Annotated in this window: 23 protein-coding genes and 4 pseudogenes; 13 read left to right on the top strand and 14 right to left on the bottom strand. The window is 62.8% G+C overall.

The annotated features are described in order from the left end of the window. Window positions 1-26: 26 nt before the first annotated feature. The 9 genes and pseudogenes from ACFVYC_RS09645 to ACFVYC_RS09605 all read left to right on the top strand — a co-directional run. Entirely contained in the window at window positions 27-338 is a 312-nt protein-coding gene (locus tag ACFVYC_RS09645) for a PqqD family protein (RefSeq protein ID WP_387549337.1), read from the top strand. After that, window positions 325-1,347 (top strand): LLM class flavin-dependent oxidoreductase, encoded by a 1,023-nt coding sequence (locus ACFVYC_RS09640; protein ID WP_387549335.1) that lies wholly within the window; start codon window positions 325-327, stop codon window positions 1,345-1,347. The genes ACFVYC_RS09645 and ACFVYC_RS09640 overlap by 14 nt, the downstream gene beginning before the upstream one ends. Window positions 1,348-2,065: 718 nt before the next feature. Beyond that, window positions 2,066-2,812, top strand: coding sequence for an FHA domain-containing protein (locus ACFVYC_RS09635; RefSeq protein WP_387549333.1), 747 nt, complete (start codon window positions 2,066-2,068; stop codon window positions 2,810-2,812). Window positions 2,813-2,896: 84 nt separating this feature from the next. Further along, complete coding sequence (locus ACFVYC_RS09630) at window positions 2,897-3,574, top strand: hypothetical protein (RefSeq protein ID WP_387549331.1); 678 nt, start codon at window positions 2,897-2,899, stop codon at window positions 3,572-3,574. Window positions 3,575-3,887: 313 nt separating this feature from the next. Next, on the top strand, window positions 3,888-5,531 hold the full coding sequence (locus ACFVYC_RS09625) for a protein kinase (RefSeq protein WP_387549329.1): 1,644 nt from the start codon (window positions 3,888-3,890) through the stop codon (window positions 5,529-5,531). 354 nt (window positions 5,532-5,885) lie between these two features. Further along, complete coding sequence (locus ACFVYC_RS09620; protein ID WP_387549327.1) at window positions 5,886-6,269, top strand: hypothetical protein; 384 nt, start codon at window positions 5,886-5,888, stop codon at window positions 6,267-6,269. A gap of 143 nt (window positions 6,270-6,412) precedes the next feature. Further along, window positions 6,413-7,197 (top strand): annotated as a pseudogene (locus ACFVYC_RS09615) (IS481 family transposase); the annotation flags it as partial. A 237-nt stretch (window positions 7,198-7,434) separates the two neighbouring features. After that, entirely contained in the window at window positions 7,435-8,511 is a 1,077-nt protein-coding gene (locus ACFVYC_RS09610; RefSeq protein ID WP_387549325.1) for an IS110 family transposase, read from the top strand. 12 nt (window positions 8,512-8,523) lie between these two features. Further along, a pseudogene (locus tag ACFVYC_RS09605) lies at window positions 8,524-8,709 on the top strand (integrase core domain-containing protein); the annotation flags it as partial. 231 nt (window positions 8,710-8,940) lie between these two features. Here ACFVYC_RS09605 and ACFVYC_RS09600 read toward each other — a convergent pair. The 4 genes from ACFVYC_RS09600 to ACFVYC_RS09585 form a co-directional block, all read right to left on the bottom strand. After that, complete coding sequence (locus ACFVYC_RS09600) at window positions 8,941-9,996, bottom strand: YhcG family protein (RefSeq protein WP_387549324.1); 1,056 nt, start codon at window positions 9,994-9,996, stop codon at window positions 8,941-8,943. 73 nt (window positions 9,997-10,069) lie between these two features. After that, window positions 10,070-11,305, bottom strand: a complete 1,236-nt coding sequence (locus ACFVYC_RS09595) for a hypothetical protein (protein WP_387549322.1) — start codon at window positions 11,303-11,305, stop codon at window positions 10,070-10,072. A gap of 30 nt (window positions 11,306-11,335) precedes the next feature. Next, a complete protein-coding gene (locus ACFVYC_RS09590; RefSeq protein ID WP_387549320.1) occupies window positions 11,336-12,973 on the bottom strand; it encodes a relaxase/mobilization nuclease domain-containing protein in 1,638 nt (545 codons plus the stop codon). A gap of 4 nt (window positions 12,974-12,977) precedes the next feature. Next, the gene (locus ACFVYC_RS09585) at window positions 12,978-13,370 is read right to left on the bottom strand and encodes a MobC family plasmid mobilization relaxosome protein (protein ID WP_387549318.1); all 393 of its coding nucleotides are present in this window, start codon (window positions 13,368-13,370) and stop codon (window positions 12,978-12,980) included. Window positions 13,371-13,622: 252 nt separating this feature from the next. On the opposite strand from ACFVYC_RS09585, the gene ACFVYC_RS09580 reads away from it, so the two are divergent. Then, on the top strand, window positions 13,623-13,931 hold the full coding sequence (locus ACFVYC_RS09580) for a hypothetical protein (RefSeq protein WP_387549316.1): 309 nt from the start codon (window positions 13,623-13,625) through the stop codon (window positions 13,929-13,931). A 352-nt stretch (window positions 13,932-14,283) separates the two neighbouring features. Here the strand turns inward: ACFVYC_RS09580 and ACFVYC_RS09575 are convergent, their stop codons facing one another. From ACFVYC_RS09575 to ACFVYC_RS09560, 4 genes are all read right to left on the bottom strand, one after another. Next, entirely contained in the window at window positions 14,284-14,577 is a 294-nt protein-coding gene (locus ACFVYC_RS09575; protein ID WP_387549315.1) for a helix-turn-helix domain-containing protein, read from the bottom strand. 126 nt (window positions 14,578-14,703) lie between these two features. Continuing rightward, complete coding sequence (locus ACFVYC_RS09570) at window positions 14,704-15,255, bottom strand: single-stranded DNA-binding protein (protein ID WP_387549313.1); 552 nt, start codon at window positions 15,253-15,255, stop codon at window positions 14,704-14,706. A gap of 94 nt (window positions 15,256-15,349) precedes the next feature. Beyond that, the gene (locus ACFVYC_RS09565) at window positions 15,350-15,655 is read right to left on the bottom strand and encodes a hypothetical protein (protein WP_387549311.1); all 306 of its coding nucleotides are present in this window, start codon (window positions 15,653-15,655) and stop codon (window positions 15,350-15,352) included. Continuing rightward, a complete protein-coding gene (locus ACFVYC_RS09560; RefSeq protein ID WP_387549309.1) occupies window positions 15,652-15,936 on the bottom strand; it encodes a glutaredoxin family protein in 285 nt (94 codons plus the stop codon). Before ACFVYC_RS09560 ends, ACFVYC_RS09565 begins: the two co-directional genes overlap by 4 nt. Window positions 15,937-16,685: 749 nt before the next feature. Between ACFVYC_RS09560 and ACFVYC_RS09555 the strand changes: the two genes are divergently transcribed. Beyond that, entirely contained in the window at window positions 16,686-16,913 is a 228-nt protein-coding gene (locus ACFVYC_RS09555) for a DUF2188 domain-containing protein (RefSeq protein WP_387549307.1), read from the top strand. 37 nt (window positions 16,914-16,950) lie between these two features. Here ACFVYC_RS09555 and ACFVYC_RS09550 read toward each other — a convergent pair whose 3' ends face one another. Then, window positions 16,951-17,712: a glycoside hydrolase family 16 protein gene (locus ACFVYC_RS09550; RefSeq protein WP_387549305.1), complete on the bottom strand. Its 762-nt coding sequence runs from the start codon at window positions 17,710-17,712 to the stop codon at window positions 16,951-16,953. A 494-nt stretch (window positions 17,713-18,206) separates the two neighbouring features. Beyond that, window positions 18,207-18,461 (bottom strand): annotated as a pseudogene (locus ACFVYC_RS09545) (chromosome partitioning protein ParB); the annotation flags it as partial. A gap of 456 nt (window positions 18,462-18,917) precedes the next feature. Between ACFVYC_RS09545 and ACFVYC_RS09540 the strand changes: the two are divergent. Continuing rightward, window positions 18,918-19,163 (top strand): hypothetical protein, encoded by a 246-nt coding sequence (locus tag ACFVYC_RS09540; RefSeq protein ID WP_387549303.1) that lies wholly within the window; start codon window positions 18,918-18,920, stop codon window positions 19,161-19,163. Window positions 19,164-19,224: 61 nt separating this feature from the next. On the opposite strand, the gene ACFVYC_RS09535 is transcribed toward ACFVYC_RS09540, so the two are convergent. The 3 genes and pseudogenes from ACFVYC_RS09535 to ACFVYC_RS09525 all read right to left on the bottom strand — a co-directional run. Next, a complete protein-coding gene (locus tag ACFVYC_RS09535; protein ID WP_387549301.1) occupies window positions 19,225-21,633 on the bottom strand; it encodes a tyrosine-type recombinase/integrase in 2,409 nt (802 codons plus the stop codon). Between the two features lie 95 nt (window positions 21,634-21,728). Beyond that, window positions 21,729-22,817, bottom strand: a complete 1,089-nt coding sequence (locus ACFVYC_RS09530) for a tyrosine-type recombinase/integrase (protein WP_387549299.1) — start codon at window positions 22,815-22,817, stop codon at window positions 21,729-21,731. A gap of 56 nt (window positions 22,818-22,873) precedes the next feature. Beyond that, window positions 22,874-23,812 (bottom strand): annotated as a pseudogene (locus tag ACFVYC_RS09525) (ParB/RepB/Spo0J family partition protein); the annotation flags it as partial. 406 nt (window positions 23,813-24,218) lie between these two features. Here ACFVYC_RS09525 and ACFVYC_RS09520 point away from each other — a divergent pair. After that, window positions 24,219-24,608, top strand: a complete 390-nt coding sequence (locus ACFVYC_RS09520; RefSeq protein ID WP_387549297.1) for a VOC family protein — start codon at window positions 24,219-24,221, stop codon at window positions 24,606-24,608. A 216-nt stretch (window positions 24,609-24,824) separates the two neighbouring features. On the opposite strand, the gene ACFVYC_RS09515 is transcribed toward ACFVYC_RS09520, so the two are convergent. Further along, a partial coding sequence (locus ACFVYC_RS09515) for an IS110 family transposase (RefSeq protein WP_387549295.1) occupies window positions 24,825-25,979 on the bottom strand: 1,155 nt, incomplete at its 5' end.

Genomic DNA, 25,979 nt, shown 5'->3' with positions numbered 1-25,979 from the left:
GACACCAACAATGGGGACCAACGTAAATGAATAAAATAGAAGAATATGATGGACAGTACATTCAGTCCCCCGGGGCGATCAGTGGTCCATCGAGTGACGGTGCAGTCATATATTCACCCGCTTCCGGCTCGTACTACGCAATTAACGAAGTGGCAATGAGCATCTGGAACCATCTCGCTTCGCCTGCCACCGCAGCTCACGTCACGAATGCCCTAACCGCCGAGTACGACGCGCCAGAAGACGTCCTTGCGGAGGACGTCTGTGCGACGTTGAGGTACTTGGAGTCGGTGAAACTCGTTGAGCGGGTTTCTGCTGGGGGTTTCAATGCAACGTCGTAAAAAGATCGGGTTCCTGACCTTCGGCCATTGGGGAGTCCAAGACGACGGGTCTAGGAATGCCGGAAGCACCATCCAGGACCTCGTCGCCTTGGCGCGCGACGCTGAGCATGCCGGCATCGACGGGGCCTGGCTGCGCGTACATCATTTCCAGCCCATGCTCTCCAGCGCCCTTCCTGTTATCGCCGCGATGGGAGCAGTGACCGAGCGGATCGAACTGGGCACTGCGGTGATAGACATGCGCTATTCACTACCGACCGCACTGGGCGAAGATGCGGCGACCGTCGAGGCTCTTGTCCCCGGGCGTCTGCATCTTGGCGTCTCACGAGGGGCCCCTGAACCGTTCGACCAAGGGTTAGCAACCTATGGCGTTCACACCGTCGAAGATAACAACGACGCTACTGAAATAGGTTGGTCCCGTGCGGTGCAGCTGCGCGAAATCCTGGACGGCAGGTCGACTCTAACCCCGGCTCCTCGCGGATCTGCAGACCAGAGCAGCAACTTTCGGATCGAACCCACTGCCTCCCAGCTCGCCACGAGAATGTGGTGGGGGTCTGGCAGCGTTGGGTCAGCCGTTCGTGCGGCCAAGAACGGCTTCTTCCTGCTCTCCTCCACGCTCCTCCTCCAAGACGACGGCGCGTCTTTCGCCGAACAACAGGCATCTCAGATCAGGTCGCATCGCGACGCCTGGGCCGCAGCGGGACACGCAAACCCGGCCCAGGCTGCCGTGACTCGAGTCGTGCACATCATCGAAGACCAAATGGACGAAGACTACTTCGGCACCCTCCGCGGCGAGCAGGAACGACGCGGGGAGTTGGAGGGGCGTCAGGCAGTCACTGGCCCAGCCTATGTCGGATCAGTCAATGAAATTGCTGCCATGATGCGAGCCGATCCCGCGGTGACGGAAGCGGACTGGGTGTTGCTCGCATTGCCTGAGTTCACGGGCCGGGCATACACAGTAAAAACATTTGAACGATGGGGCGAGCTCCGCCAGCAACTTGGTTGGTCATAATCGCATAATCCACACCCGTCCCATCTCAGCCACGGCCCTCCTGGTGCATCAAAAACCGCATTGGGGCAAGCCCAAAGGACAGCGATGAAGACTGGCCAACTTCCCAAGGAGTCTGGCGGAACTACACCCCAACCTGACGTCAGGCATGGGCTCGAACACCGTCAGGATAGATTGCAAGGAGGTGTTGCTGGACGGTCGTGGTCAACAGCCTTAGATTTCAACCTGACAGAAGGACACGCAAGGCACGTGGTGTCCCTTGACTGGTAGGTGTCTCGCCCTTGTCCAGTACGAGCCAGCAAGCGGAGGCACCTTGCTGTGTCGGGAGTGTGTCAGAAAAGACCTGGGGTAAGACCTGAGGGACTGCGCGAGGCCCGGACTTGTCACGTAGAAGGCGCAAAAGTACCGCAAAATTTTGCGGTTACCGGTTCCGATTCTGCTGGTCTGCAGTGATCGTTGAAACCTAACTCCTCTAGTGACAGCGAGGCTATCCAGAATGGACGTTACCGGGTTTCTGATCATTGCTTTCATATTCCTCACCCCAGTCGGCGCAGGGACTTGTGCCGTTTTCTATTACCATCGATTTCTCAGCAAGCGTTACGACATTCCGGGGCCTCTTCCCGTCCTGATGCAGATCGTTCGACGCGGTGATGATGTCAGTTCTGTGAAGGTCATCGTTCCCAGGGTGCGACGTGCGCTGGCAGGCCAGTGCACTAGGACAGTGTCGGGCAAAGACAGGGTCAACCCGGTACACACGATCCGGATGGCCGCTGAGGACATCGATGCCCTCGGAGACTCGATCGGGCTGACCGCGTTCGTCCAGGACTACGCGGATGCCTATTCTTCCCACGCGGCCAGCAGGAATTGGGAGGGTGATCTGTCGGCTGTCCTAGAGGTTTACGTGGTCGCCGATGCCGGGTGCTGGCCAAACCATCCGCTGATCTCCGCCGTCAGACCGCGCCGGCCGCAGGCGCCGATGCTCGTCCGCCCGAACAAGGCGGAGTCATTCGACTTGAACGAGCCGGATCCCCAGGAATGGAACCGGCCGGGCGCCTGCTTACCTGACCGCAAGGTCCACTCGGCAACGGCATCACGGCCGCGCTACGAGGCTGCCACCCGGCCCTACTCCGCTGATCCGGACCTCACTCGTCCGGTCCGGGCCCCGCGGAGGGACAAGGCCGACCCATTACGGTCCTTGGTCAAGGACGGCCGGACCCTCATCCGCATGGACACCCGCTCTATCCTCCTGGTCGGGCGCCACCCTGACTGCGACGTGGTCATCTCCGACCTGACCGTATCTGGCGAACACGCCTCTATCGAGGAGTGCCCTGACGGTTGGATGCTGCGGCCTAAGGAAGGGCGCATCTGCCGGGTCAACGATGTCCGGACCGTCGAACCCACCTTGCTTAGTGATGGAGACATTCTTGGTTTTGGAGAGAGCGAGGAAACCATTGAGTTCCGCGGCTGAACATGACGGGCCCTTCGGGGAATTGCCACAGGTATTCTTCATTCATGACCGCGGCGGCGTGCCGCACGGCGGGAAGGGGACGCAGTGAAACTGGAGCTGTTGCATCTGAACAGTGGAGCGCACGAGGTGCTTCATGAGTACGAATCGGCCATGATTGGGCGCATGCCGCCCCTCGCCGCGGACAAAGCGCGGATCGTGATCAACAATGCTTACCTTTCCCGCCTCGCTGTAACGGTATTCAACCGGAATGACCGGATGATCATCGAAAGCAACCAGGATCCTGCAAGCGGCAGAGTGCACGTCATCCGCGCAGGAAAATGGTGCCTGGTGAGGAAGGGATCGCCCGTGGAAGTCTTTCCGATGGGGATCTTCAGCCGCATCAGGATCGAGCTGCTCGACGAAATCGGCAGCATCATAGAACTGCACATCAAGGCCAGCGGCGGCAGGCTTCACCCTGACGGAGAACCGACCAGAGCGGGCTCCAGTGAGTCACTGGAGGCGGACGATTGGGTCCTCGCGATCACTGCGGTCGAGTGCGCCCGCTTGGCGGGCAAAAAACTGACCGCGTCGTCGGCGAAACCCTACTTCCTGCGCTATATCGGCCGGTCCCTTAGTAACACCGGCGCCTTTGAATCGGCCTATCAGAAGGCCGGAACGCTCCTGCTGGGCGACCCATACGCCGGCAAGCAGCGGCTCCTGGACGCAGCATCAGAAATCGACCCCTTACTCGTCCGCCAGATGACCCTAAAGCTGGAGGGCTGAGATGTCCATCCCAGAGGTTTGGCAGACCGGCGTCACCGCCAATCTCAGCAGCCTGGGCGGTCGGCGGGCAAGGCTCAAGTTCGCTTCCGGAACCTTCGGAAACGGCCCCCGCCGAACACTCATGGTCGAGGTCTCCCACGGGGAGTTAGGGGCCGGCGGGGAGGCCTGGGTTTTCAATGTGTGGCCACGGGAAAAATGGTCCACGGCCGACTATCGAGATCTCGGCATCAGCGCCAACACTCCGCTCGTTGGGCGCTTCAGCACCGACGTCGCCTCGTCGGGGACGCGGCGGGTCCGTGCACTGCAAAGCATCGTGGCACGCCAGAAGTCTGACCCAGAATCCTTGGCCGGCATGGTGCGCATCTTTGGCTTCGGCGTCGTGGACCAGGTGGACGGGGAGGCTGTGGAGGACATGACGATCTACTTCGATCTGATGGAATACGCAGGCAAATCGCTGGCCTCGCTCGTGCCGGTTCGAGACCTAATCGGTGGCGCGGAGTCAGGCAAGCGCTGGAACCTGAGACCCGCGGAGACTGCCGCGGCGTTCCTTCCGGCGGCCCGAGCTCTGGAGACCCTGCACTGCATCACCGAAGGTTCCGCGGCCACTGCCCATCGGGATATCAAACCGTCCAACCTCCTCGTTCTCTGGCCGGAAGAAGTGGCGTATGGGCGCATCGCCGACAGGCTCGGCCAAGCGGCACTGCCGCGCCACGGGCTGCCCCTCATCAGGATCGGTGACCTGGGTACTGTCAGGTCCGAAGGTACCCATCCGGGGGCGACGAGGACGGGTACGGCCCCGCGGTCGGAGTTCTGGAGCGCTCCCGACACGGTACGGGACGGTGTCGGGAAAGTGGACCCGGCCGCCGATGTGTGGAGTTTCGCGGCGACACTATTTTTCACCGCCACAGGAACCTTCCCGTGGCAAGAGCTTCCGCTGCATGTTCCGGCTGACATGGTGCGGTTCCTCACCGTCACGGGTCAAGCTCCCGATTCGCCTGCTTTCGGTGAGCTTCCGGATGAGATGGCGGGACTGATCAGGAAGTGCCTGCGCGCTGTTCCGTCATTGCGTCCGTCCATGGATGAAGTCGCAGCAAAGCTGGAGCATATCGTCGATGCCGAAGGTGTGTTCAGCGGCGTAGACACCCCAACCCGCTCTATACCGGTGGCCGCGCAGCCAAAGGGCGAACAGGAGACGCCCATCTTGACCGCTGTCGACGATCAAATCCCGTCTGGGCCAAAAAGTGACGTCCCCTTGCCGAGAGACCCTCACGTATCAAAAGCTGCCTTCGCCGTGATAGGTCTGATCATCATCCTGTTCGGCGCGTTTGTTCTGGCTGGATACCGGGTGCTGCCGATCTCCGGGTTTCCCTTGGATTTCCGACCCGCCCTAACGGCACCAGACACGGAGCAGCCCGGCATATCGGAGAAATCCCCGGCGGTTGTTGCGCCCGCAAACATGTATTCCGGAACCGATGACCGCGTATTTCAAATCGCCAAGCACGGCCCTGGCGCGGAGGCCCTAGTGGTTACGCATTCAGGCGACAGAAACTTCAAGGTGGAATCTGGCGATCTGCTGGTTAACGTCACCGGCAACTACTCTGGGACCGTGCTCCTGGACGCGCCGCCTGCAATCCCTACAAACACCAAGACCTTGAAGGTCACCGCCGACGGTCCTTGGACTGTTACGGCCACCTCCCTTCAGGATCTGCCTAGATATGACGGGTCCGCACCCATCACCGGGACAAGCGACGCGCTCTTTTACTACACCGGTGAGGCCACAAAGGCCACCTTCACCTCCACCGGCTCCGGCAACATCATCGTTCACAACTACACCGACGTTTCTGACTACCCCGACTTTTTGGTGAATGCGATCGGCAACTACAGCGGCCCTGTGCCTTGGGTCCGGGGGCTGTATGAGGTCATCGCAGACGGCGACTGGTCCGCGACCGTGAAGTAGCGTTGCGCCCGTTTCATATGATTGCCTCGGGCTGCCCGAGCGCGACTTTACTGAGGATCCGAACTCCTCGAATCGCTCGTCATGCCTCAAGAATCACATTTTCGGTCTCGTCCCAAAAGTAAAGGCACCCGTACCAGACGACCACGAGGTGCAGCGCTTGTCGGGGAGCCGACGGGGAACACGTTCTTGTACAGGCGGCAACAGCCATGGGATCCGGAGTTGAAGAGGGCCCACACAACTCACAAGGATTACCAAGTTCGCAAAGCCCACCCCGTGCGCACCAGTGTTTTTTTAGTGGCCTTTTGGTGGTCTTTCTTACTAGACTGGGGTAAGCACCGAAAGGAGTCACTCATCGTGAGTATCTCAATCGACGTGGGAACGGCGCATAGCGGAACAGCACGTCTGGGCATTCGAGAGATTGCCCGACAGCTGAACAGCGCGCTGGGGGCCACGTTGGTCGCCGCGTTGGCGGGCAGCAAAGACCCCAAAATCAGCTATCGGTGGGCCCGCACCGGTGGGCCCGAGCCCCGACCGGAGGCCCAGGCCCGGCTGCAGCTCGCCCACCGCGCCTGGACCGCTGTGTCGAGCGTCGAGGGCGAACACGTAGCCCGGCTGTGGTTTGTGGGCGCCAACCCGTGGCTTGATGAAGTCCCCCCCATCGAAGCGATCAAGGATATGCGCGCCAAGGAGGTCATGGCGGCTGCTACGGCGATGACTGAAGACAGGGTTGCCGGTTGACCGGAGTGTGTTCCAGTACCGGGGCTTGGCCTAGGTGTATTGACCACGGACGTTAGGAACATGCGGCGTGGTTAGGTGACAAAAAGAAGACCTCCAAGTGGAGTGGGGCTTGTCTAAGAGTCCGATCCACAAGGAGGTCTTCAATGTCCCATGCTAACGCGCTCCTGACGCCCAAGGGGCGGCTTCGCCTTGCCAGATGCGTCGTCGAAGACAAATGGCCGTTGCGTCGGGCAGCTGAACGTTTTCAGGTATCTGTCCCGCCCGCCGCGCGGTGGGCCGACCGTTACCGGGCTTTTGGTGAGAACGGGATGGAAGACCGTTCCAGCCGGCCCGTCAGCTCCCCGCGGCGGACCTCCATGCGGCGGGAGCGGCGGATTATCGCGATCAGGATCAACCGCCGGTGGGGACCGGCCAGGATCGGTTATCTGCTGGGCATCCATCCCTCCACGGTGCACCGGGTGCTGTCCAGGTTCGGGCTGGCGAGGCTGTCCTGGCTGGACCGGGCCACGGGCCGGGTGATCCGCGTTACGAGCACCACAGCCCCGGGGACCTGGTCCACGTTGACATCAAAAAACTCGGACGGATCCCTGACGGCGGCGGACACCGCAGCGTGGGCAGGACCGCCGGAAACCGGAACAAGACCGGTACCGAGGCGAACCGGCGACCGGGCTACGCTTTCCTGCACAACGCCGTCGATGACCATTCCCGGCTCGCCTACACCGAGATCCTGACCGATGAGAAAAAGGACACCGCGGCCGGATTCTGGGCACGCGCCAACGCCTATTTCGAGTCCCGCGGGATCACTGTCAAACGGGTCCTGACCGATAACGGCTCCTGCTACCGCTCCTACGCGTTCAAAGACGCGCTGGGCCCTGAGATCAGGCACAAACGCACCCGCCCCTACAGGCCCCAGACCAACGGCAAAGTCTGTGAAGACTTATCGTGGTGCTGCGTCTGGTTCAGTCTGACCCCGGCCAAAGTCTGACCATGGTGTCCTTCGTTCGATTTGTCGACTGAGCCCGGGCGCAGCACCACAGAGTGGCGCCGGCCAGACGGATCTGACCTGATAGGAGCTTGGACCAGAAGCCCCGTCACAGACCTGTCGCCCGCCCGACCGGCCCGCTCGTCCGTTCATTCATCCACGCACGGAAGGAGCGTTTCCAGCATGACAACCTTGCTCGAAGATGTCACGGTCGTCGGTGGAATCGACACCCACAAACACACCCACTATGCCGCCGCCATCGACAGCCAGGGCCGCCTACTTGGCCACCAGCAGTTCCCGGCGACCTCTTCTGGGTACGAAGCATTACGTCTATGGATGCGCGGCTATGGCAGTCTCGCCTCCATTGGAGTGGAGAGCACAGGATCATTCGGCGCTGCACTCGCTCGCGAACTGACCCGTCAAGGCGAACGCGTGATCGAGGTGAACCGCCCCAACCGGATCGCCCGCCGGATGGACGGCAAATCTGACCGTCTCGACGCCGAACAAATCGCCCGCGCCGTTCTCGGAGAAACCTCCACCGCAACCCCGAAAAGCAAATCAGGGACAATCGAAGTCATCCGAACCCTTCGCGTCACGCGATCCAGTGCCGTGAAGGCACGAACGCAAGCCTTCAACACCCTGTTCGGCATCATGATCGGCGCTCCCTCGACGCTACGCGACGAACTCGTTGACCTAACCAAACGCACCTTGGTGAACAGGTGCGTAAGGCTTCGCCCCGAGACCGAGAATCTCCTGTCCTTAGCAACTGCCCCCGAACGGATGCACCTGGCAGGAACCAAACTTGCACTGCGCGACCTCGCCCGCCGATGGAAGGCCTTGGACGATGAAATCAAGCAGCTGAACGCTCAGATTGAAGCACTGGTGGCCACTGCCGCGCCCGACCTCATCCAGCTCCACGGCGTTGGCACCGAAATTGCCGGGCAGTTCCTGGTCACCGTCGGCGATAACACTGACCGGATCCGAAACGAGGCCGCCTTCGCGAAACTTTGCGGAGTCGCGCCTCAACCGGCCAGCAGCGGACGCACCACCGGCCGACACCGCCTCTCCCGCAGCGGCGACCGCGCAGCGAACAGTGCGCTCTACATCGTCGCCATCGTCCGAATGCGCCGGCATGAACCCACCCGCGCCTACGTCGAACGACGCACCGCCGAAGGACTCAGCAAACGCGAAATCATCCGCTGCCTCAAGCGCTACATCGCCAGAGAGATCTACGCCCACCTTCCCCAGACCAGCACTTGACAATATAGGAGCATCGAGCGTTACAACCGCACCATGCTCGACGAATGGGCCTACGCCCGCCCTTACCGCTCAGAGACCGAGCGTGTTGCCGCTTTCGCCGACTGGCTCCATCACTACAATCATCATCGAGGCCACACCTCACTCAAAGGTCAGCCACCGGCCAGCCGCGTCACCAACCTCTCAGGTCAATACACCTAGGTGGAAGGGCCGACTACTGGATACCGGATCGCTAAGTGATCGTATGGACCTTTGAATCCGCTGCCGCGGAGTGCTGGGGCGGTGGATCGGTCGTCCTAGTCGCGCTTCGACACCCCAGGCTCGACGGTGTACCCGGCTGGAGATCGACGCACCGCGTATGCGGAGACGCTGGCGATGGCCCGTGTTGGGAGGACTTCAGCGACGCGGTGGCGTTCGCCGCCCGTAGGCCCCTTAGTCGCTACCTTCGATTACTTCGGAGTCCGGTTCGGCCCATTCCAGGGCGGCGACGAGATGTCCCTCATTTGGGAGTGCTTTCTGTTCGGCTGGCGGCAATCTGTCGTAGGTGTAGGCGGCAACCGCCATGGGTGAGGTGGAGCGTCCGAGACTGTAGCGGACGCTGCGGTCGTTTTTGGTGCCACAGATGAGGATGCCGACGGTCTCATTGTGGAAGTCCCGGCGTAACACGTCATCGACCAGGGCAACGTAAAAGTTCAGCTTGCCGGCAAATTCTGGCTGGAACTTCCCTGTCTTTAGTTCGATAACGACGTACCGGAGCTGTTCGATGTGGAAGAACAGCAAATCAACGTAGTAGTCATCGCCGTCAACGTCGAAGTGCACTTGTCTGCCGACAAAGGAGAAGCCTGGCCCAAGTTCCTGCAGGGTTTCGGTGATTCTGCCCGTCAGGGCGTTTTCGAGGTCGCGTTCGGCGACTTCGCCGGAGAGGCCGAGGAATTCAAAGTTGTAGGGGTCCTTCGCCATTTGCTGGGCAAGTTCGGAATCGGGAGCAGCGAGCTGGCGCGTGAAGTTCGATGGTGCAGCCCCGGTGCGTTCCATCGAGCGGTTCATCATCATGTTCAGCAGGACGTTCCGGGACCATCCGTATTGGACGGCTGCGGCGGCATACCAGTTGCGCTCCTCGGCCGTATCGGCCTTGTCCAGGATTGTTCGGATGTGGCCCCACGGCAAATGTGCCACAGCCTGTGGCACATTTGCCGCCTCGCCCCAGGCTCGGACCATCGCTGTCATGTACTGGAAGTTGCGAGGCGATAAGCCCTTCATCTCTGGAAAGGCCTGCCGCATGTCTGCAGCGAGCCGATTGATGACCCCGCTCCCCCAGCCCTGCCGGTCCTGGCGGGCGATAATGTCCTTGCCTAAGGACCAGTAAAGCTCAATGGCCAGGGCATTGACGGTTCGTTGCGCTTGAGTCCTGGCGCCCCGAACGCGTTCCTTCAGTGACTCCAGCAGTTCCGCATAGTCTGCCGGCAGGTCGATCTCTGAAGAAGTCATGACTCCACCCTAGTGATTTGCATTTGCGCCACAGCTTGTGGCACAAATACCCCTGCCTCGCCGCCTTTGATCACTAGCGGCTCACACTGTTCTTACTCCGTTCCGACCCTACTGCTGCGCCGTTGCGGGACTTTCTGGCTTTGGCGGCTCCCTTGCCCATGGTGACTGCTGTGCTGGGGTGTGTGCCCTCGCTGCGCGCCGCTGCGAGGCGGCCGCGGACCTGAGTTTCGTTTGCACTGGTGTTCTCCAGAGACTCCGCAAACTTTTCGTGGTGCACCTCTGACCCGTAACCAGCGGCCGATGCGGTTTCTGCCTTGAGGCCCTGGTCTTTGAGCCGCCCGCTGTCGTTGCCGGTGACACGGTTTTCAATCTCGCGGCCAACGCCTTCAAGGTGCGCGAAGAGTTCCTTTTCGGCCCGTTCGTAGCGCTGTTCCACCGATGCCCACTGTGAGCCTGTGAAGCCAGCCTCTGCCAGGAGTTTGGCTTCGTGCATCTCCTTGGCGGCTTTCACGAACGCGGGGTCCTTAAAGTGGGAGTCGTCGTCGGCGCCGTTGACGTTTGCTGCGGTTTCTTTCCGCAGTTGGTCAATGTCGGGACCGTTGATACCGTCCTTGCCGATGAGGAACATGCGTTCCTTAATTTCAGCGTCTGCAGCTGCCACGGCTTTGGGCGTTTTCGCCTTGTGGGCGCGCTGGAGGGCCTGGGCCAGTTCGGGGTTGGCCAGGTACTCAACCGGCACTTGGTGACGTTCCATTTCCGGTGCCAGTGTCGCGGCCTGCTTGCGGAGTTCTTCTGCCCGGGCCGCTGTCAGCAGCTGCACGGCCTTTTCATGCTCGGCGGCCGCCTGACGTGTCTCCTCCTCACGGCGCGCCACCTCGTCCAGCGCGGCCTTCTCGCCTGCGGCCGCTCTGATCCCCGCCTCAAGGTTGGTGGCGTCCGTCCCGACGTCCTTGGTGTCGATGCCGTACCGGGCAAGGACTTCAAGCCGGATTTTCAGGGAGGCTTCCAGAGCGGCGGGGTCGTGGTCTTTCCAGCCTTCGGCGACGGTGTGGGCCGTGGCGATGTCGGCCGGCAGCGCCTTGTCCCACCACTCATCCTTCTGTACGGGTGCGAGGACTGCGTGCGCGGCGGCGCGTTCGGCCGCCAGACGTGCCCGGGCTTCGTGTGCCTCCTGGGAGTCCAGATGTTCCTGCTGTCTCTGGGCTTCCTGTCGGCGGCGGGCCAACGTCTCTGCGATGCGTGAGGCGATCATCAGGGATTGCCGCATTCCGTTGTCGAGAAAGTCGTCGATGCCGTCTGATTCACTCATGGTGTTCCCCTTGCACTAGTGGTGTGATTCTTATCGGTCGAGTCCCGGCCCGGTATCGCGGCTGGGCTGATAGGTCTTCGCTGGTGGTGCGGGTGTAGGTGTCGTGGGAACCACCGAGCCAGGACGGATCGGGGCCATGCCGCGGCGGGCAATATCAACTGCCCTCGGCGGCACCACAACTGCTTCGGCCGGCTGTTGCTCTGCTCCTACAGGGACGGCCTTGGGCATCGTCGCAGTGAAAGGGGCCAGCTGGTTCTCGACCACCGAGCGGATGCGCTGGGCTTCCCTCGCCCGGCCGGACTGTTGATGCATTTCGTACACGGCGAAGGCGGTGTTGATCAGCTGCACCATGAGCGCTGTTTGCGCGGCCGTCTTGTTCTTGCTCGACGCGGCCATGAACAACATGGCAGTGCCGGCAATGGAGGGCAGAGCGACCGGTTTGCCGTGCTGCCGGGGAGCCCGCAGTTGGGCTGTGCGAGACAGTTCGCCAGCTGTGGCCGCCAGCGGCCCTGGCGTAGCCTCCAGCCTGTATGACCAGGCGGCAAAGGCACCGGAAACCTCGCGCGCTGCCTTCGCCCAGGTCGCGTGATCGTCACGTGGAATGGTGCGCAGCTGGTCGGCCAGTGCTGTTGCGTTGCGGGTGTATTCCACCCACACATCAGCTGTTGGGGTTGCGTTCTCGCGGCCGGTCCTGGAGACCTTGCGTTTGTTGCGTGCGGCCGCGTTCCATTCCGCTGCCGCCTCGGTCGCCAGGTGCGGGGAGTCCATCCATTCTTCACGCAGGGCACCGAGCTTCAGGTCGGACGCGAGCGTGCCGCCGCCGAACCAAATAGGCCGCTCCCCCGGCTTGGGACGCTCGGCGACGGAGTAGCCAACGATGACGTCGGTGGTGTTCTTCGCGTAGCGCGGGCGCACCAGCAGTCCGGTGTCCCGTGCGCGGCGGACGAACTCCGCTTCGGTGGCTGAGGCGCTGGCGCTGGCGCGCACCTTGGGGGCCAGTGAGGCACGGTGCATTTCGCGTTCGTCCCGGACGGCGGTGGCCTTCTCGGCCCGGTCGTAGCCGCGGCTGGCGTGCACACTGGAGAGCTCTTCGAGCCCGTACTTGGTTTCCAGTTCCCGGCAGGTTTGTTGTGCGCGTTTGTAGTCGCCGTGGGTGGAGGCTTTGGTGCCGTCTTCGCGGACGAGGGACACGGCGATGTGGATGTGGTGGTTGCCGTTCTCACTGGTGCCGTGATTAATCGCAACCCAGCGGCACTGGGCTTTTCCGCTGGCCTCGGTGAAGCCCATGGCGTCGACGAAGTCGTTCGCGATGTCGCCCCATTGCTGGTCCGTCAGGGCGCCTTCTTCGGCGCGGAGGCTCAGGGAGCAGTGCCACACATCGGCGTGCTTGTGCCCGTTCGGCACGCGTTCCTTCTTGACCGGATCCCAGCGGAAATCCTTCTGCAGGACCTCGACGCCGAAGGCCTTGCGGGGCTGGTCCAAATGCTTCGCGATCGCGACCGCGTCGTCCCTGTCCAGGACGCCGTCGTCGTACCAGGCCATGATTGCCGCGTCCCCGGCGACCAGGTGCGGGTCGGTGTGGGCGTTCTTCGTCTTATCCGTATCGGTCGAGGCCAGGTACAGCATGAGCCCTGACATCCGGGAGCCGCGGGTGATGTTCGGAATCATCGCCCTACATCAACCCCTCGATCGTCCGGTCGATCCGCATCGCAACCTCGCGCACATATGCCAGTGCTGCCTTGGCGTCCTGGGGGAACTCATCGCCGGCGTTGGCGTGCCGGGCGATCTGGTTCACGTTGTTTGACACCCGCGCCAACAACGTATGGATGGCCATCAGCTCGGCCATCGCCGCCCTGCGCTCGGTCGGCGTCTCCGACGATTCCGACAGGGCGGCCGTGAGCAGCAGGTTCGGGACCGTGACCTTCTCCCTCGCGGCCCGCGCAACCAGGGCCGCTTCCTCCTCCGCCGTCACCCACACATCGCGGCGCTTCTTCGACCCCGCCGGGGAATTCGCCCGCCGCCGCTTCGAAATCCGGGAACGCGGCGTCTCATTCTCTTCAGACACGCACTCCCCCAATCCCCTCAAACGGCCCAGCGCAGCGACCCCAAAACCGGGGACCACACGACCAGTGTGCCAAGCGAACAACCACAGGGCCGTGAGCGACACGCCATTTACACCCGTGTAAACGTATAGCTTGCTCCGCCGAAGCGTGCTCCCGCTCCTTTCCGCACCTCTGGTCCCTCCTGGATCCCGGGACGGCACGCCGCTGCGCGTCGCTGCCCCAAAACCGACCCGCCCTGTGGTTACGGTGGGTGCATGCCAACCATCGATATCGAACAGACCCGCCACCAGGCCCGCGCTCTCCTGGACTCGCGCATCGAGTCCGTCACGAACCTGGTCAAGACCAGGCAGCGGATCACGGACCTGCGCGAGCAGCTCGCCGACGCCGAACGAGACGACAAGCGCGCCTACGTGCGCGCCACCAAAGACGGGTGGAGCCCGGAGGAGCTGAAGAAGCTCGGGCTCGAGTCCGGTGCCGCGGCGCGGCGGCGCAAGCCAACCACCACCCGCACTTCGGACGAGAGCTCCCCGTCCTCCGCTGGTGGGGTTACCGGGGCTGAATAGGTTTGCCCCTCGCCCACATGGGCACGGCAAAAGCTAACTCCTTCGGGCTTTTCCCGCACCCATGTGGACGACCGGACCCACCTGACCGGCTGCACACAAACGCCAGCTCACCACGAGCGGGGAATCTCACCGCCGGGACCGGCGCATGTGCACAGCCTCCTCTAGCAGCAACTCGCCAAGAAGACGCCGTCGGCGTTCGCCAAAAGAGGCGGCCATAGGACCTTGGAGAGGAAACCATCTCTTCTTCGCAGCGGTGCCAGCTTGGGCTGCCCCGGGGCAGCTTTTACTGCGGGAATGGCCGCCACGTTGAACGTGGCGGCCATTCCCGCAGTGTTGTTTCTGTGCTGTTGTTCTAGCCGTCAGTGTCGCCCTCGCCGGCGCTGATTTGTCCGGTGGCGATGCGTTCCTGCGTCTCCTGGTAGGCGCGGTCCAGATACGCCCCGAGATCGTCCTCGCTGACGCGCCAAATGCCGCGGCCGCCGATCTGCACGCCCCGCAACTCACCACTGCGCAGCAGCGCGTACACCGTCGGCATTCCCACATTCAGGACGTCCTTCACCTCCGTCAGGGACAGCATCCGAGCGAACCTTGCCTTTGCCGCCGCTGTGGCTTCCTGCTGCACTTTGTCGCTAGCGCGCTCCGTCACCCTCGATGTCCTCTTTCCGGTGCTTCAACTCTTCATAGGTCCGATAACCCAGCCACATCGATAAGGCCCAGGGGCCCAGGTGTGCCGGAGCCAGCGTAGCTGCTGGCCCCGACGCAACAGCAATATCTAGAACGATGGTTCAGGACCACGGCCTGAACCGCCGCCGGGCTGCACGGCCGTGGTGGCGTTCTTCCCGAACCACGGGTCATCATCGGCGTACCCGCTGCCGTTGTCCGCGGCCGCGGTGTCGGCCTGCTCTTTGACGCGGTCCCGCCAGCCCTTGACCGGGGTGTCGGGCTGCGCCGGCCGGGTGCCCTGGGAACGCGTTACGGTGGCCATGGCGTACCGGAGGGACGGGCCGATTTCCTCGACTTCGAGTTCGATCACGGTGCGCTTCTCCCCCTCTTTCGTCTCGTAGCTTCGTGACTTCAACAGACCCGAGACGATGACGCGCGTGCCCTTGGTCAGGGATTCAGCCACGTGTTCTGCCGCTTCGCGCCAGACACTGGCGCGAAGGAACAGCGTCTCGCCGTCCTTCCACTCGTTGGCCTGCCGGTCGAATGTCCTCGGGGTGGAGGCGATCGTGAAGTTTGCGACCGCGGACCCGGACGGGGTGAACCGAAGTTCCGGGTCGTTGGTGAGGTTGCCGATCACGGTGATGCTGGTTTCGCCGGTCATTGTTTCGTTCCTTCTCTACTGGTTTCGTATGGGCGATCGTGGGGCAGGAGTGCGCGCGGTGGGTTCATCACGCGCACTCCCGATGAACGAGGTTTTAGGGTGTTGCGTCGGCTTCGGTTTCACGCCCTGCCGTGTACAGCTCATCGAGCCGTACGGAGAGCCGCGATTCGTAGATCCCGGTCAGCAGTGCCCGGTTGTTGACCTCGTAGGGCATCGCATCGGGTGTGTCCCCGGGCAGGGTGGTGGCGGAGTCGTAGAAACGTTCCTCCGCTCCGCCGGCCGGGTCATCCAGGAAGGCCAGGGCGTAGGCGGCCGCGCGAAGCTCCGAATCTTCCTGGAGTTCCGCAGCGACGTTGAAACCGTCCAGGATGGCGGTGATCGTGGTGTGGTGGATGCTCATGGTGTGGCCCCTTTCCGGGCGTGGGTGTGGTTCATGGCGGCGGTGACAAGTTTGTCCCGGCGCAGGCCGGACCAGTGGTCCTGGTCATCGGAGTTGTTCACAACGACGGGGGCCTGGGAATAGCCAAGCTCAGCGGAGATGTACTCCAGCGCGGCCGGCACTTCGCTGATGTCCACGGCATGGTAGGTGATGCCTTTGGAGTCGAAGTAGGCCTTGGTCTTATCGCACTGGGGGCAATCCGGTTTCGTGTAGACCGTGTAGTCCGCAGGTGAGGAAGTCATTTTCAGTACCTGGTTTCGTATCACATAAGTTTCGTTCGTCTGCCTGACTTACTGCTTCTATTCGACCAAAAATGCAGCTGAATTAACAGCCCATCCTCCGCATAACCGCGGGAGTCTCTGTGGTCGATTCACAGCTGTTTTTACGATGTTCCTGCACCGCACATCTGGTGCGTGGGGCGGCCCTGGTGACCACCCGATTCCTCCTTCCCCCGTTGTTTTTTGGCTGCTGGCGAAGCTTGCGGAGCTGTGGCCGTCGGAGGCCCGTCTACCCGCAGGGCAAGGAGCGGGAAATCTTCGTAAGGAAGTCAGCGATCAGGAGCGCCGTCGAAGATTTCCTGCCCCGCAGGCCCCGACGAAGGAGGGGCTAGACGGGCCGGAGCGGACACGTACAATCCGTCAGGACAGCAGCCAAAAACGTCGCAGACACACAAGGGCCAGGGCGTCCGGAGCTCTGCGACGGCGCGCCCTGGACCCAGCAGCCGGCCGTGCCAGCGGACGCCCTTATGGTGGTGAGCTCTGCGAACCCTCCCACCCGCGGCCGCACCTAGCTGGCATCGGCGCCCGGCACCCGGTTTGAAAAGTAAGCATGCTTCCTATTAGGTTGGTTGTCAGCTTCTTCGCCTGTCCCCCATCAGGTGAAGCGGTTGCCAGGAAAGGCCCCGCATTACCGACTCGTGCTGCGGGGCTTTTCGCTACCTGCGCGTGTGCAGGGGCTGTCAGTGATTTTGGAACGATTGAGGGAGTGTGTAGTGGCTCAGGGTGACGTCGAGACCTTCCACGAAAACGGCGAGTGGAAGAACAAGCGCGAGGGCGCCGGCAGGGCTTTTGCTGCCGGTTACGGCACGAAGGACCAGGCGGTGTCCGCAGGCCGGGACGCCGCGAAGGCCGACGGTGTTGAGCACGTGATCAAGAACCAGGATGGGCAGATCGCGTCCAAGAACAGCTACGGCAACGACCCCAGGAACGTCCCGGGTTAACACGACCCCGACGAGGCACTGCCCCGGGGAGAAGCCGTCATGTGCTCGTCCCGCGGACGGAATGCACGACCGCGGTTTTGGGGTAGTCCTGCGGGTCCCGTTGGTCTGTCAGGGGAAATTCGAACAGGTCGATCATCAGTTGCTGTTCGTACGGGAGCCTTTGCGGGGTGGTCATGGTGACCTGACCGTCAACGGAGAATTCCGCCCCGACCTTTGACCAGCGGACGCCGTAGGTGTGCGGTTCGGTGGCATCGATGGGCACTTGGGTGTCCCGGACGTCATTGGTCAGGCGCGGGTCGTGGTGGGCTTTGATGCCGACCCTCACGGTAGTGCTGCCAAGAGAGATTTTGCTTCCGAAGAGTTCTGCGATGCACAGCTCGCCGCAATCGTCGGGACTGGACTCTTCAAACCCGACCAGCCAGATTCCCACCATGCACGTCAGGTCCGAGGTGGCGCTGACCCGCACTTCGACCTCGCCGGCGGACGGCGTCCACAGCCGGCGCGTGGGCTGCGGGGTGACCACCTCGAGCCCGTCCAGGCGGTGACGGTGCGTCCCCCGCGTCGAGCCTGCGGGGCCGGAGAAGGTCCCGGTCTGGAGGTTGCTGACCCGCAGGAGCCCATCGGCGGCACGCCAGGCCGGCTGGTCGGCATCAATCCGCAACCGCACCCCGTCGCCGGGGAAGTCGTAGCGGGCCCGGGACCGGGCAGGAACAGTCCACTGCGGAAGGTAATGATCCACCCACAGATCCTCGTTGAGGGTCGGACCGTCAAAGCGCTCCTCGAAGCTGTCCATCGACACGACCACATCCTAAGCCAGCCACCGCAACCAGCGATCCTGGTCCCGCCGCAGCAGGGAAAAGTCCAGATGAGCTGTGCCGGCCGTTCCGCGCCGTGACCACGTCCTGCGCGCCGGCGCGAGGATGGGTGGCTGGTGCCGGGCGGTTAAACGGAGAAGGGCCGGCCGGTGGGCCGACCCTTTCCGCTCCTCGGACAAAGGAAATCTATGACTCAGCCTAGCTGAGGATCTGTGATGGCGGTGCCGTCCCATGGTGGCCCCCGTTGTTCCTGCCGGCGCGGCAGACAACGACTCGTTTCGGTTGCCGCGGGAACTGGCGGTCCGCCGCTGGTGAGTGGCTGCCATGGTTCGCACTGGGCGGCGGACCGCCCGACTTCTGGAACGTTCCTGGGCCATCACGTGATGAGCGGCCGGGGAGCCTTGCCGGGCGTTGCGACAGATGACGCCCGGCAAGGCGGTACCAGTTTAGGCGGCGTCAGCTTCGGTTGGTGTTCCGCTGCGCACACCAGCGCGATCAGGGAAAATTCCGGACGTGCTGTCGTCTTGGCGACGTGGTCGCGGAGCGGGTTCCACGCCCAGGCGTTGGACTCTTCGACCTTCGCCCCGACCATCTCAGCAGCTACCTTGCCGTCATAGCCGCTGGCGGTTTCGGAGTGGTGGGTGATGGCGTGCACGGTGAAGTACTGCCAGCCTTTGGGGGCTTGCTTCTTTGACAGCAGGTTCTTGACCCATTCGCGGCGGACGGTGGTCGCTTCTCTGCACTTTGCAAGCACGGCATCAGGTGCGTGGGAATTTGGAATCGTACTAATACTGCCCAGTCCTGCCTACGAGCAGCGAAAGACACATCATGAGAACGTAACGAGTGCTAGAGACAGCACTGACAAATCGATTTCTTGGACATGCTAGACCGGGGAGAACATGAGCTTTGACGGCGTTGAGGTGGAACGCCGTGAACCCTTTCCCGGCGAGGGCCGAGACTGTTACGAAGGCATGACCGCCCAAGTCGCTCTGCTAGCCTCGGCAAGGTTTAGAACGGATTTGGGGGAACGGCAGTGAAGAGCAGCAAGCAAGGGTCTTTCGTACTGGGAGCCAGACAACGCCTTACCGGCGCGCAAAAATGGTCGGTCGCACTATCGCTTATCGGGGCGGTAATTTGCTTGCCAGCGGCAGCTTTCTTCGGATTCGCCCTAGGCTATTACCCTTCCAGGATGGAATGCACGCCCGAGACGATGGGTTCGGGCTGCTATGAAGGGGACCTGCTGTATGCCACTCTCATCTTCATCGTCTTTTTTGCCCCGTTCTTTATGGCGTCCCTGAACGTGGCCTTACGGCATCGGAAGACGACGCGGCGTCTGGTCAACTGGTGGCCGCTCTCCGTTCTATCGGCAGTACCGCTAACAGTCATTGTGCTGGCCGTCCTCTCCGCTACTGCAAACCCAAACGAGTACTTCTAGCAAGAGCGCTAGCCGAAGCTATGGCGCCACGAAACGGGTCGCCATAGGGGTGCCCCGCTGATCATTCAGCCCGAATGACCGGGATGCCCAGATTGGTGGGACCACGCTGGGCGGATCTTTGCGCGTCAAAGCGTTTCTCTTTGAGGAATTGGAGGGTGAGGTCGATGCCTTCGAGTTCGCCCAGCCAACCTTTTGTTTGTGCGAGCTTCCGTCGGGCGATGAGGTCGGTGTTGATCTCGTCGAGCCGGTCGATCATGCCAGGATCAACCTGGAGCATGGGGCAGCGAATGCACGCATGCTCGTGTTCACAGGGGGTCGCGTACGGGCGGCCGCAGTTTCCCAGCTCTACCTTGCGTTTGTCGAAGTGCTCTTCGAATTCGGCCCACTCTGTGAGGCTCGGAGAACGGTATTCCCGGGCGGGGCGGGCCGCCCGGCGTCCGGCCAGGTGGGCCTGATAGTGGCGGATAACGTCTTCGTGGAAGACGGTGACGTACCGGTGGGTGGTCTGCACGTCCAGGTGGCCAAGGAGTGCGGCGCCGATGTGGATCGGCAGGCCGTGGTTGACGAGGTCGGTCGCGAACAGGCGGCGGAAGTCATGCGGAGTGAACCGACAGCCCGCCAGTTCGGGGTGCCCAACAGACAGGGCATCGCTGAGCTTGGCCAGCTCGGCGCGCAGTGTCTCCGGGGTGATGACCTCGGTGCGTTGCCCGATCGTCCGCTGGAACAGAAAGGGCTGCGGCTCGCTCGTGATGCGTTCGTACTTGTCAAAGCGTGTCGCCAAGGGCACGCCCTTCCGATTCCGGGTGAGGCGGCGGATGATCGTCGCGATCACATGGAACAGTTCTGCGGTCATCGGAATCACGCGTTCACGGTCGGTCTTGGACGGGGCGACGACCAGCAGTGCCACAACTTCGCCGTTGGGCCGGACGTACTGGCGGATGCTCAACTGGGACAGCTCCAAGAGTTCTTCGCACCGCAGCCCGGTGTGCCGCAACGTCTCTACTGCTGCCCACTGCCAGAACGAAGCATCCTCGGCGAACGTGACGTTAAGCTTTCGCCCGGTCGACTCCTCGAGCACCCGGATGTTGGGCCGGCCATGAATCAGGGCATGCCTGGCGTCACCGGCGGTGAACAGCCGCCGATACCGCTTCGATCCAACCGTCAGTTCCTGGTCTCGTTCGGCATCCGTCGCCGCTGTCAGGAGGTTATGCAGGTGGTCCCGGCGGGCGGTCAAGGCGCCAACGAAGGCCGGAAGGACCGGTTGGAGCAGGCGGATGCGGCCATCCATACGTTCCTTGGCTCTGCGTTTCGTTTTCGCCTGCGACCTGGTTTCTCTGCTGCCGATTGGGCAAGGTGCAACCCAGCGAGCCCACCGCTCCGGTTCCTGGGCCGCCCACCCCTGAATATCAAGGTAGACGGCGCGGATGTTTGTCAGGACCGCGTCCGCACTGAGACGCGGTTTCCCGTCACGGCGGATCTCCAGCACCGCCCGCCAATTCTCATAGTCTTCCGGCGTGAGAGTGAAATCGACCTGGCCAGGGTTGACTGCCAGGAGCCCGGTCCAGAACTTCCCGCAGAGGTCCGCGGCGAGATCCCGCAGGGTTGAGTAATCGATGTCATGGCTGCGGCGGGTCAGGTAGGCCACGAACATCGCGTGAACGTCCGCGTCGCTGATGTTGTGCCGGTCAACGAGCTCTGTCGGCGTCATCGCCGGAGTCCGCATGGCTCCGCGCAGGGTGGCTGGAACATGGACAGGGAAGTGACCGGATTCGGCCATTAGCCGCCAGGCGAGGTGACCGACGTAGGACTCATAGCCGGCGCCCCAGCCGCCTTCACGGGTGGCGATCGCATAGTGAAGCAGCGCTTCCGCGCTCAGATCGGCGAAAGCGATGCCCTGGGTCGTCAAGGCCGCCGCGACATCGAAGCGGGCACATCGTTTGAAGTGCCCCGACGTGTCGTGCTTGTTGACCAACGCCAGGAACCGCTCCAGATCAGGATCATTCTGTGCAGCTTCGAAATGCTCGTGGTAGCGCACGAAGCTGTTGACCCGGAACGCTGCCAATGACGGCCTGATCACGCGAAGGCAGCACAGCAGCAGGAGCGAATGGCCCAGCTCCCCGTCCAGACGAGCGTTCCCCGTGGTCAATTCCCGGATTCGGCGGTGCCCGTCGTTCAGGCCCGATGCGACCCATCGTTCCTGCCACGTCCGTCCCGGGTGCCCTTCGAGGTAGGCGAGCAGCCACCTCAGGCCCGCTCGGCGTAGCGAGCACCTCGGTTGAGTTCGGGGCCAAATCACATCGACCAGCCAATTAATTGTCTCCAGCGTCGCCGTATCCAGGTCTCCCTGCGGGCGTGGCGGGACGGTCGGCGGCGTCGCCGGCGCGGGCGTGATGACGCTGCGGGTCCGCTTCCTTCCAGGAGACGCCGGTTGGAGGCCGCGTTGTTCGGGGTGCGTGAGTACCTCAACCACCGAATACCGCCTTGAAGTCGTCCGCGTCATAGCCCGGTGTCAGTCTTGGTTCCGGTCGTGGTGCGGCGAGGTGCTCCTGGACCTTTTGAAAGACTTCATCGATTCGCGGCCGCAGGTATGGTGCCATCGAGGACACACGCTTGTGGCGGGTCACGGCCATCACCTCTGGCAACGTCAGGTTCGGGTCCGTCACCATCCGGTCTATCGTCGTGTGCCGCAGATCGTGCAGCGACCAGTCGGTTCCCAACAGGGTGTTCGCCCGCTGTAGGACCCGGCGGGCGTGTCGCGTGATAATTCAGCGGGCGCGGCTTCCCGTGCAGGGCCCGCCAGATCAATTCGCCCGGTCCCGGTGTGCCGTGCTCGTGGAAGTACGCTGCCAGGTACTGCAGGGATTCTGGCGAAGCGGGGACCGGCTCGAGCGCCCGGGACCCTTTTGAAACCACCCAGACGCGCTGCCCGGGCCAGTCCACTTGGCCACCCCGGACCCCGAGCAGTTCGCTCGCCCGGGCGCCCGATGACAAATACAGGCTCACCAGTGCCTTGTCTCGACTCGTCCGCAGTGCCCCGACGAGCTCATCCACTAAATCATCCGGAATGGACCGAGGCGCCAGTACCGGGGCCTTCTGCCTCAGCGGTGCCCGCCGCAACCCTGGCGTCTCCTCCATCGGGCTGCGGTGTCCCAGCCGTGCCCGGCGGGCGGGGCTCTCGGGCACAGGATTCACCACCGGTCCCCGACCAAAACGGGCGTGAAAAGTATAGAAGGAAGCGATAACAGCCAACGCGTGATTTATCGTCGATGGCGCATATCCCTCCCCCAGCGGCCGTTTCCCCGTCCGGGGATTCATCAACCGGGCCGCGCCTTGACGCCGTTGAGAATTCACGGCCGAACGCATCCAGCCGACCATGACTTCCACCTCCAGGCGGCCGGCCTGGTCCCAAGGGAGGCCGATCAGCTGCAACACCCGCCACCAACGCAGCAGATCATTCCCATACGAACGCACCGTCAATGGACTCATGTCCGTCAGAACGAGATCACGGAGAAAGACCGAGAAGACCTCGATCTCCTGCCGGGCATCATCGACAACCGCGTAAGGCAGCAGGCCTGCCGCTTTTTGCCGGACAGCGCCGATGGCGGGCAACCCGATCTGTCCCTCAAGCAGTTTCAGCCGCATTTCGTCCACCATGACCACCTCTCCGGAGAGCCTGGGGGTCAGTCTCCCTGAAGTTCAGTCAACAGGACTGACTGCATCAGCTTGTTGTTTTCGATCAGGGTCTTCCGCTCGGCCTTCTGCTCCTCGGTCATCGGGCCTTTGGGAGCCGAAGACGTGCCGTAGCCGCTGTAGTAGCGCAGTGTGAAGCCGAGTTCTTTCCAGCCGGTGACCACTGCGACGGCTGAGTGCTCGCCCCGGTAGTCCGTTTCGATGTAGACGGCGTTCCCGTCCTCGTCCGTGGCCGGTTCCCCGTCCGCCCTTTTCAGGGACGTGACCCGAAGGGTTTCGCTGTCTTCCCCGTAGCCGCATTCGGGAACGACGGTGGTTCCTGCCGCTTCCAGTTCTGCGGTCAGTGCGGCCAGCGCGGCGGCGCGGTCGCGCTTGTCGCGCAGCTGCTGGGTGACGTGCAGGAGCATGTCGGGTTCGTCCATGATGACTGATTCCAGTTCCTCGGTGCCGTCCTCGTCGCCTTCGAACTCGGCCAGAATGAGGGCTTCTTCGATGGTGTAGCCCTTGCCCAGGGCGGCGGCTCCGGTCTCGGTGGACTTGGCTTTGAGGGCAGATTCGACGGTGGTTTTGGTCCGTCCGGTCTTCTTGGCGATCGAGGCCGCCGAGACACCGATCAGGGACAGCTGGTGGTAGGCGTCGGCCTCGTCCGCTTCGGTCAGTTCGGCACGCTGGATGTTGTCCACCACCTGCGTCACGATGCGTTCGGCTTCTTCCGGGCTGTCGATGATCATCACCGGGATGGCCTCCCGTCCGGCTTCGACGGCGGCGCGCGTGCGGCGCTGGCCCATAAGGACATGCACGGTGCCGTCGTCCTTCCGGTGGGCAATGACGGGTTCCATCACGCCATGTTCCTTGATGCTGGCGATGAAATCAGCGGTCAGGGCGGCGTCTTTGCGGACGTTGACGTCGACGGTCAGGGTGGCCGGGTCGATCATTTCAAGCGTGGGTGTTGTGTTCATTGGGTGTGTTCCTTCTTGTCCGAGAAGTGGGGGTGGGTGGGGCGGCTACGGTGACCGGCCAGCTCCCCGTTCCCTCCCCGTTGTTTTTTGGTTGCTGGCAAGCTTGCTTGCTCGGCGGCCGACGGAGGCCTGTCTACCCGGAGGGCAAGGTGCGGGAAATCCCCGCAGGAAATTAGCGACGAAGGAGCGCCGAAGGGAAATTCCCGCGCCGCAGGCCCCGGTGGAGCTTGCGGAACCGGGGCTGGACGGGCTGGAGCGGACGCCTAGAATCCGCAGGAATCTCAATGATGTTGTCAACGGATTCCGGCGTGCCCTTTGGGTGTCCCAGCTGGCCGGCGGTCGGCAAGGTTCCCGCGCCGACGTGCACAAAAGGGAGGCTGTCTGGGGTCCTGCTAGCGTTGCAATCATGACGACTCATCAGATCGCCCTTGGTGCGATCAACATGGAGGCCCAGGATCCAGCCACGCTTGCCGAATTTTGGGCGTCCGTGACCGGCGCCTTGCCCTCACCCGGTGGTGATAGCGTCTACCTGCCATCTGCTGGCCCCGGAGGGTTCGCGATGTTCTTCCAACCCATGACCGGTCCTCGCCCCGAGCACCAGGCGTTCCACCTCGACCTGACTGTCCCCTGGGGGTCACGACAGGCAGAGGTCGATCGCCTCCTGAGCCTCGGGGCCACCTACCAGTGGGACGTCCTGGACGAATTCCCACACGTGCAGTGGACCACTCTTGCTGATCTGGAGGGGAACCTCTTCTGCGTGGCCGAACACCCACCTACAGACCAACAGGGTGCGTGAGCCGACCCCTGGCGGAGGTATCTCCTTCTACGTAATTCCGTAGCCGAACAGTTTCCCGTTCCCGTCGCCGATGCGGCGACGGCCAAGATGATTTACGCATCACGGGACCGTCCTTGTTGGCTTCGGACTAAAGCTCGCGCTCGATGCGCGCCATTAACCGACCTTGGGTAACGCAACAGCCCGAAGCACTCCCGGCGTTTTCTCATCGCGAAGGGCTCAGGCGGCCAGCCCGGCTGCCTGCGGCAGTGCCGGCGTGTAGGTGGTTCCGTCACGGAGCATGGCCCAAAGGACGTTGAGCCGACGCCGGGCAAGGGAGAGCATGGCCTGGATGTGTGTTTTTCCTTCAAGACGCTTTCGGTCGTAGTAGGTCCGGGAAGCCACGCAGCTTTTCAGGGCCGAGAGCCCGGAGAGGTAGAAGACGCGCAGTAGCCGCCTGTCATAGCGCCGGGGCCGGTGGTGGTTTCCGCTTATTCTTCCGGAATCCCGCGGTGCAGGGGCCAGCCCGACAACGCCGGCAAACCGGTCCGCGGTTTGGAAGACGGTGAGGTCTCCGCCGGTGGCGCCGAGGAATTCCGCGGCGAGGACGGGTCCGAACCCGGGCATGCTCAGCAGCGTCCGGGCGTGCTTGTGTTCGGTGACCTTCTCGTTGATCAGCGCATCGAGTTCGGCGAGTTCCTGATCGAGGGTGATGATTTCCTGTGCGAGGGCGGCGACGATCAGTTCCCCGAGGTGCTGGGCCGGGACGGTGGTGTGCTGGGACTTCGCTGCGTCCAGGGCCGCCTGGGCCACCGCGGCGGAGGAGCGGGTGCCGTGTTTCTTCAGCCAGGCGTGGATCCTGGCCTGCCCGGTTCGGCGGATCCCGTCAGGGGTCCGGTGTTTGGTCAGCAGCAGCAGCGCTCCTTTGGAGCGGCTGTAGTCAAAGGCACGCTCGAGGGCGGGGAAGTATTCGAGCAGTTGGGCCTGCAGTCGGTTGATCGCCCGGACCCGGTCGGCGGATTTGTCGGCGCGGCGGGCGGTGAGGATTCGCAAGCCCGTGCTGATCTCATCCCCGGCCCTTAGCGGCTGCAGATCCCGGCGCACCCTTGCCTGGTCCGCGATCACTGCGGCGTCTTTGGCATCGGTTTTGCCTTCGCCGCGGTAGAGCTTGGAGGCGTGGTGGACGACCCTGCCGGGGATATAGAGGATGTTCTGGTCGTGGGCGACGAGGATGGCGATCAGCAGCGCGGGTCCGCCGTGGTTCAGGTCCGTTGCCCAAATGACCTCGTCCCCGGCCCTCAGCGGCTGCAGATCCCGGCGCACCCTTGCCTGGTCCGCGATCACTGCGGCGTCTTTGGCATCGGTTTTGCCTTCGCCGCGGTAGAGCTTGGAGGC

It is taken from the genome of Pseudarthrobacter sp. NPDC058329 (assembly GCF_042879835.1).
Taxonomy (GTDB): Bacteria; Actinomycetota; Actinomycetes; order Actinomycetales; family Micrococcaceae; genus Arthrobacter.
This window is presented reverse-complemented; position numbering and strand designations above follow the sequence as displayed.

Excerpts from the sequence above, each read along its gene's own strand:
- ACFVYC_RS09645 (WP_387549337.1), top strand. The coding sequence starts at position 27 with ATGAATAAAATAGAAGAATATGATGGACAGTACATTCAGTCCCCCGGG.
- ACFVYC_RS09640 (WP_387549335.1), top strand. The coding sequence starts at position 325 with ATGCAACGTCGTAAAAAGATCGGGTTCCTGACCTTCGGCCATTGGGGA.
- ACFVYC_RS09610 (WP_387549325.1), top strand. The coding sequence starts at position 7,435 with ATGACAACCTTGCTCGAAGATGTCACGGTCGTCGGTGGAATCGACACC.
- ACFVYC_RS09600 (WP_387549324.1), bottom strand. The coding sequence starts at position 9,996 with ATGACTTCTTCAGAGATCGACCTGCCGGCAGACTATGCGGAACTGCTG.
- ACFVYC_RS09595 (WP_387549322.1), bottom strand. The coding sequence starts at position 11,305 with ATGAGTGAATCAGACGGCATCGACGACTTTCTCGACAACGGAATGCGG.
- ACFVYC_RS09590 (WP_387549320.1), bottom strand. The coding sequence starts at position 12,973 with ATGATTCCGAACATCACCCGCGGCTCCCGGATGTCAGGGCTCATGCTG.
- ACFVYC_RS09580 (WP_387549316.1), top strand. The coding sequence starts at position 13,623 with ATGCCAACCATCGATATCGAACAGACCCGCCACCAGGCCCGCGCTCTC.
- ACFVYC_RS09570 (WP_387549313.1), bottom strand. The coding sequence starts at position 15,255 with ATGACCGGCGAAACCAGCATCACCGTGATCGGCAACCTCACCAACGAC.
- ACFVYC_RS09565 (WP_387549311.1), bottom strand. The coding sequence starts at position 15,655 with ATGAGCATCCACCACACCACGATCACCGCCATCCTGGACGGTTTCAAC.
- ACFVYC_RS09560 (WP_387549309.1), bottom strand. The coding sequence starts at position 15,936 with ATGACTTCCTCACCTGCGGACTACACGGTCTACACGAAACCGGATTGC.
- ACFVYC_RS09540 (WP_387549303.1), top strand. The coding sequence starts at position 18,918 with ATGGAATGCACGCCCGAGACGATGGGTTCGGGCTGCTATGAAGGGGAC.
- ACFVYC_RS09530 (WP_387549299.1), bottom strand. The coding sequence starts at position 22,817 with ATGGTGGACGAAATGCGGCTGAAACTGCTTGAGGGACAGATCGGGTTG.
- ACFVYC_RS09520 (WP_387549297.1), top strand. The coding sequence starts at position 24,219 with ATGACGACTCATCAGATCGCCCTTGGTGCGATCAACATGGAGGCCCAG.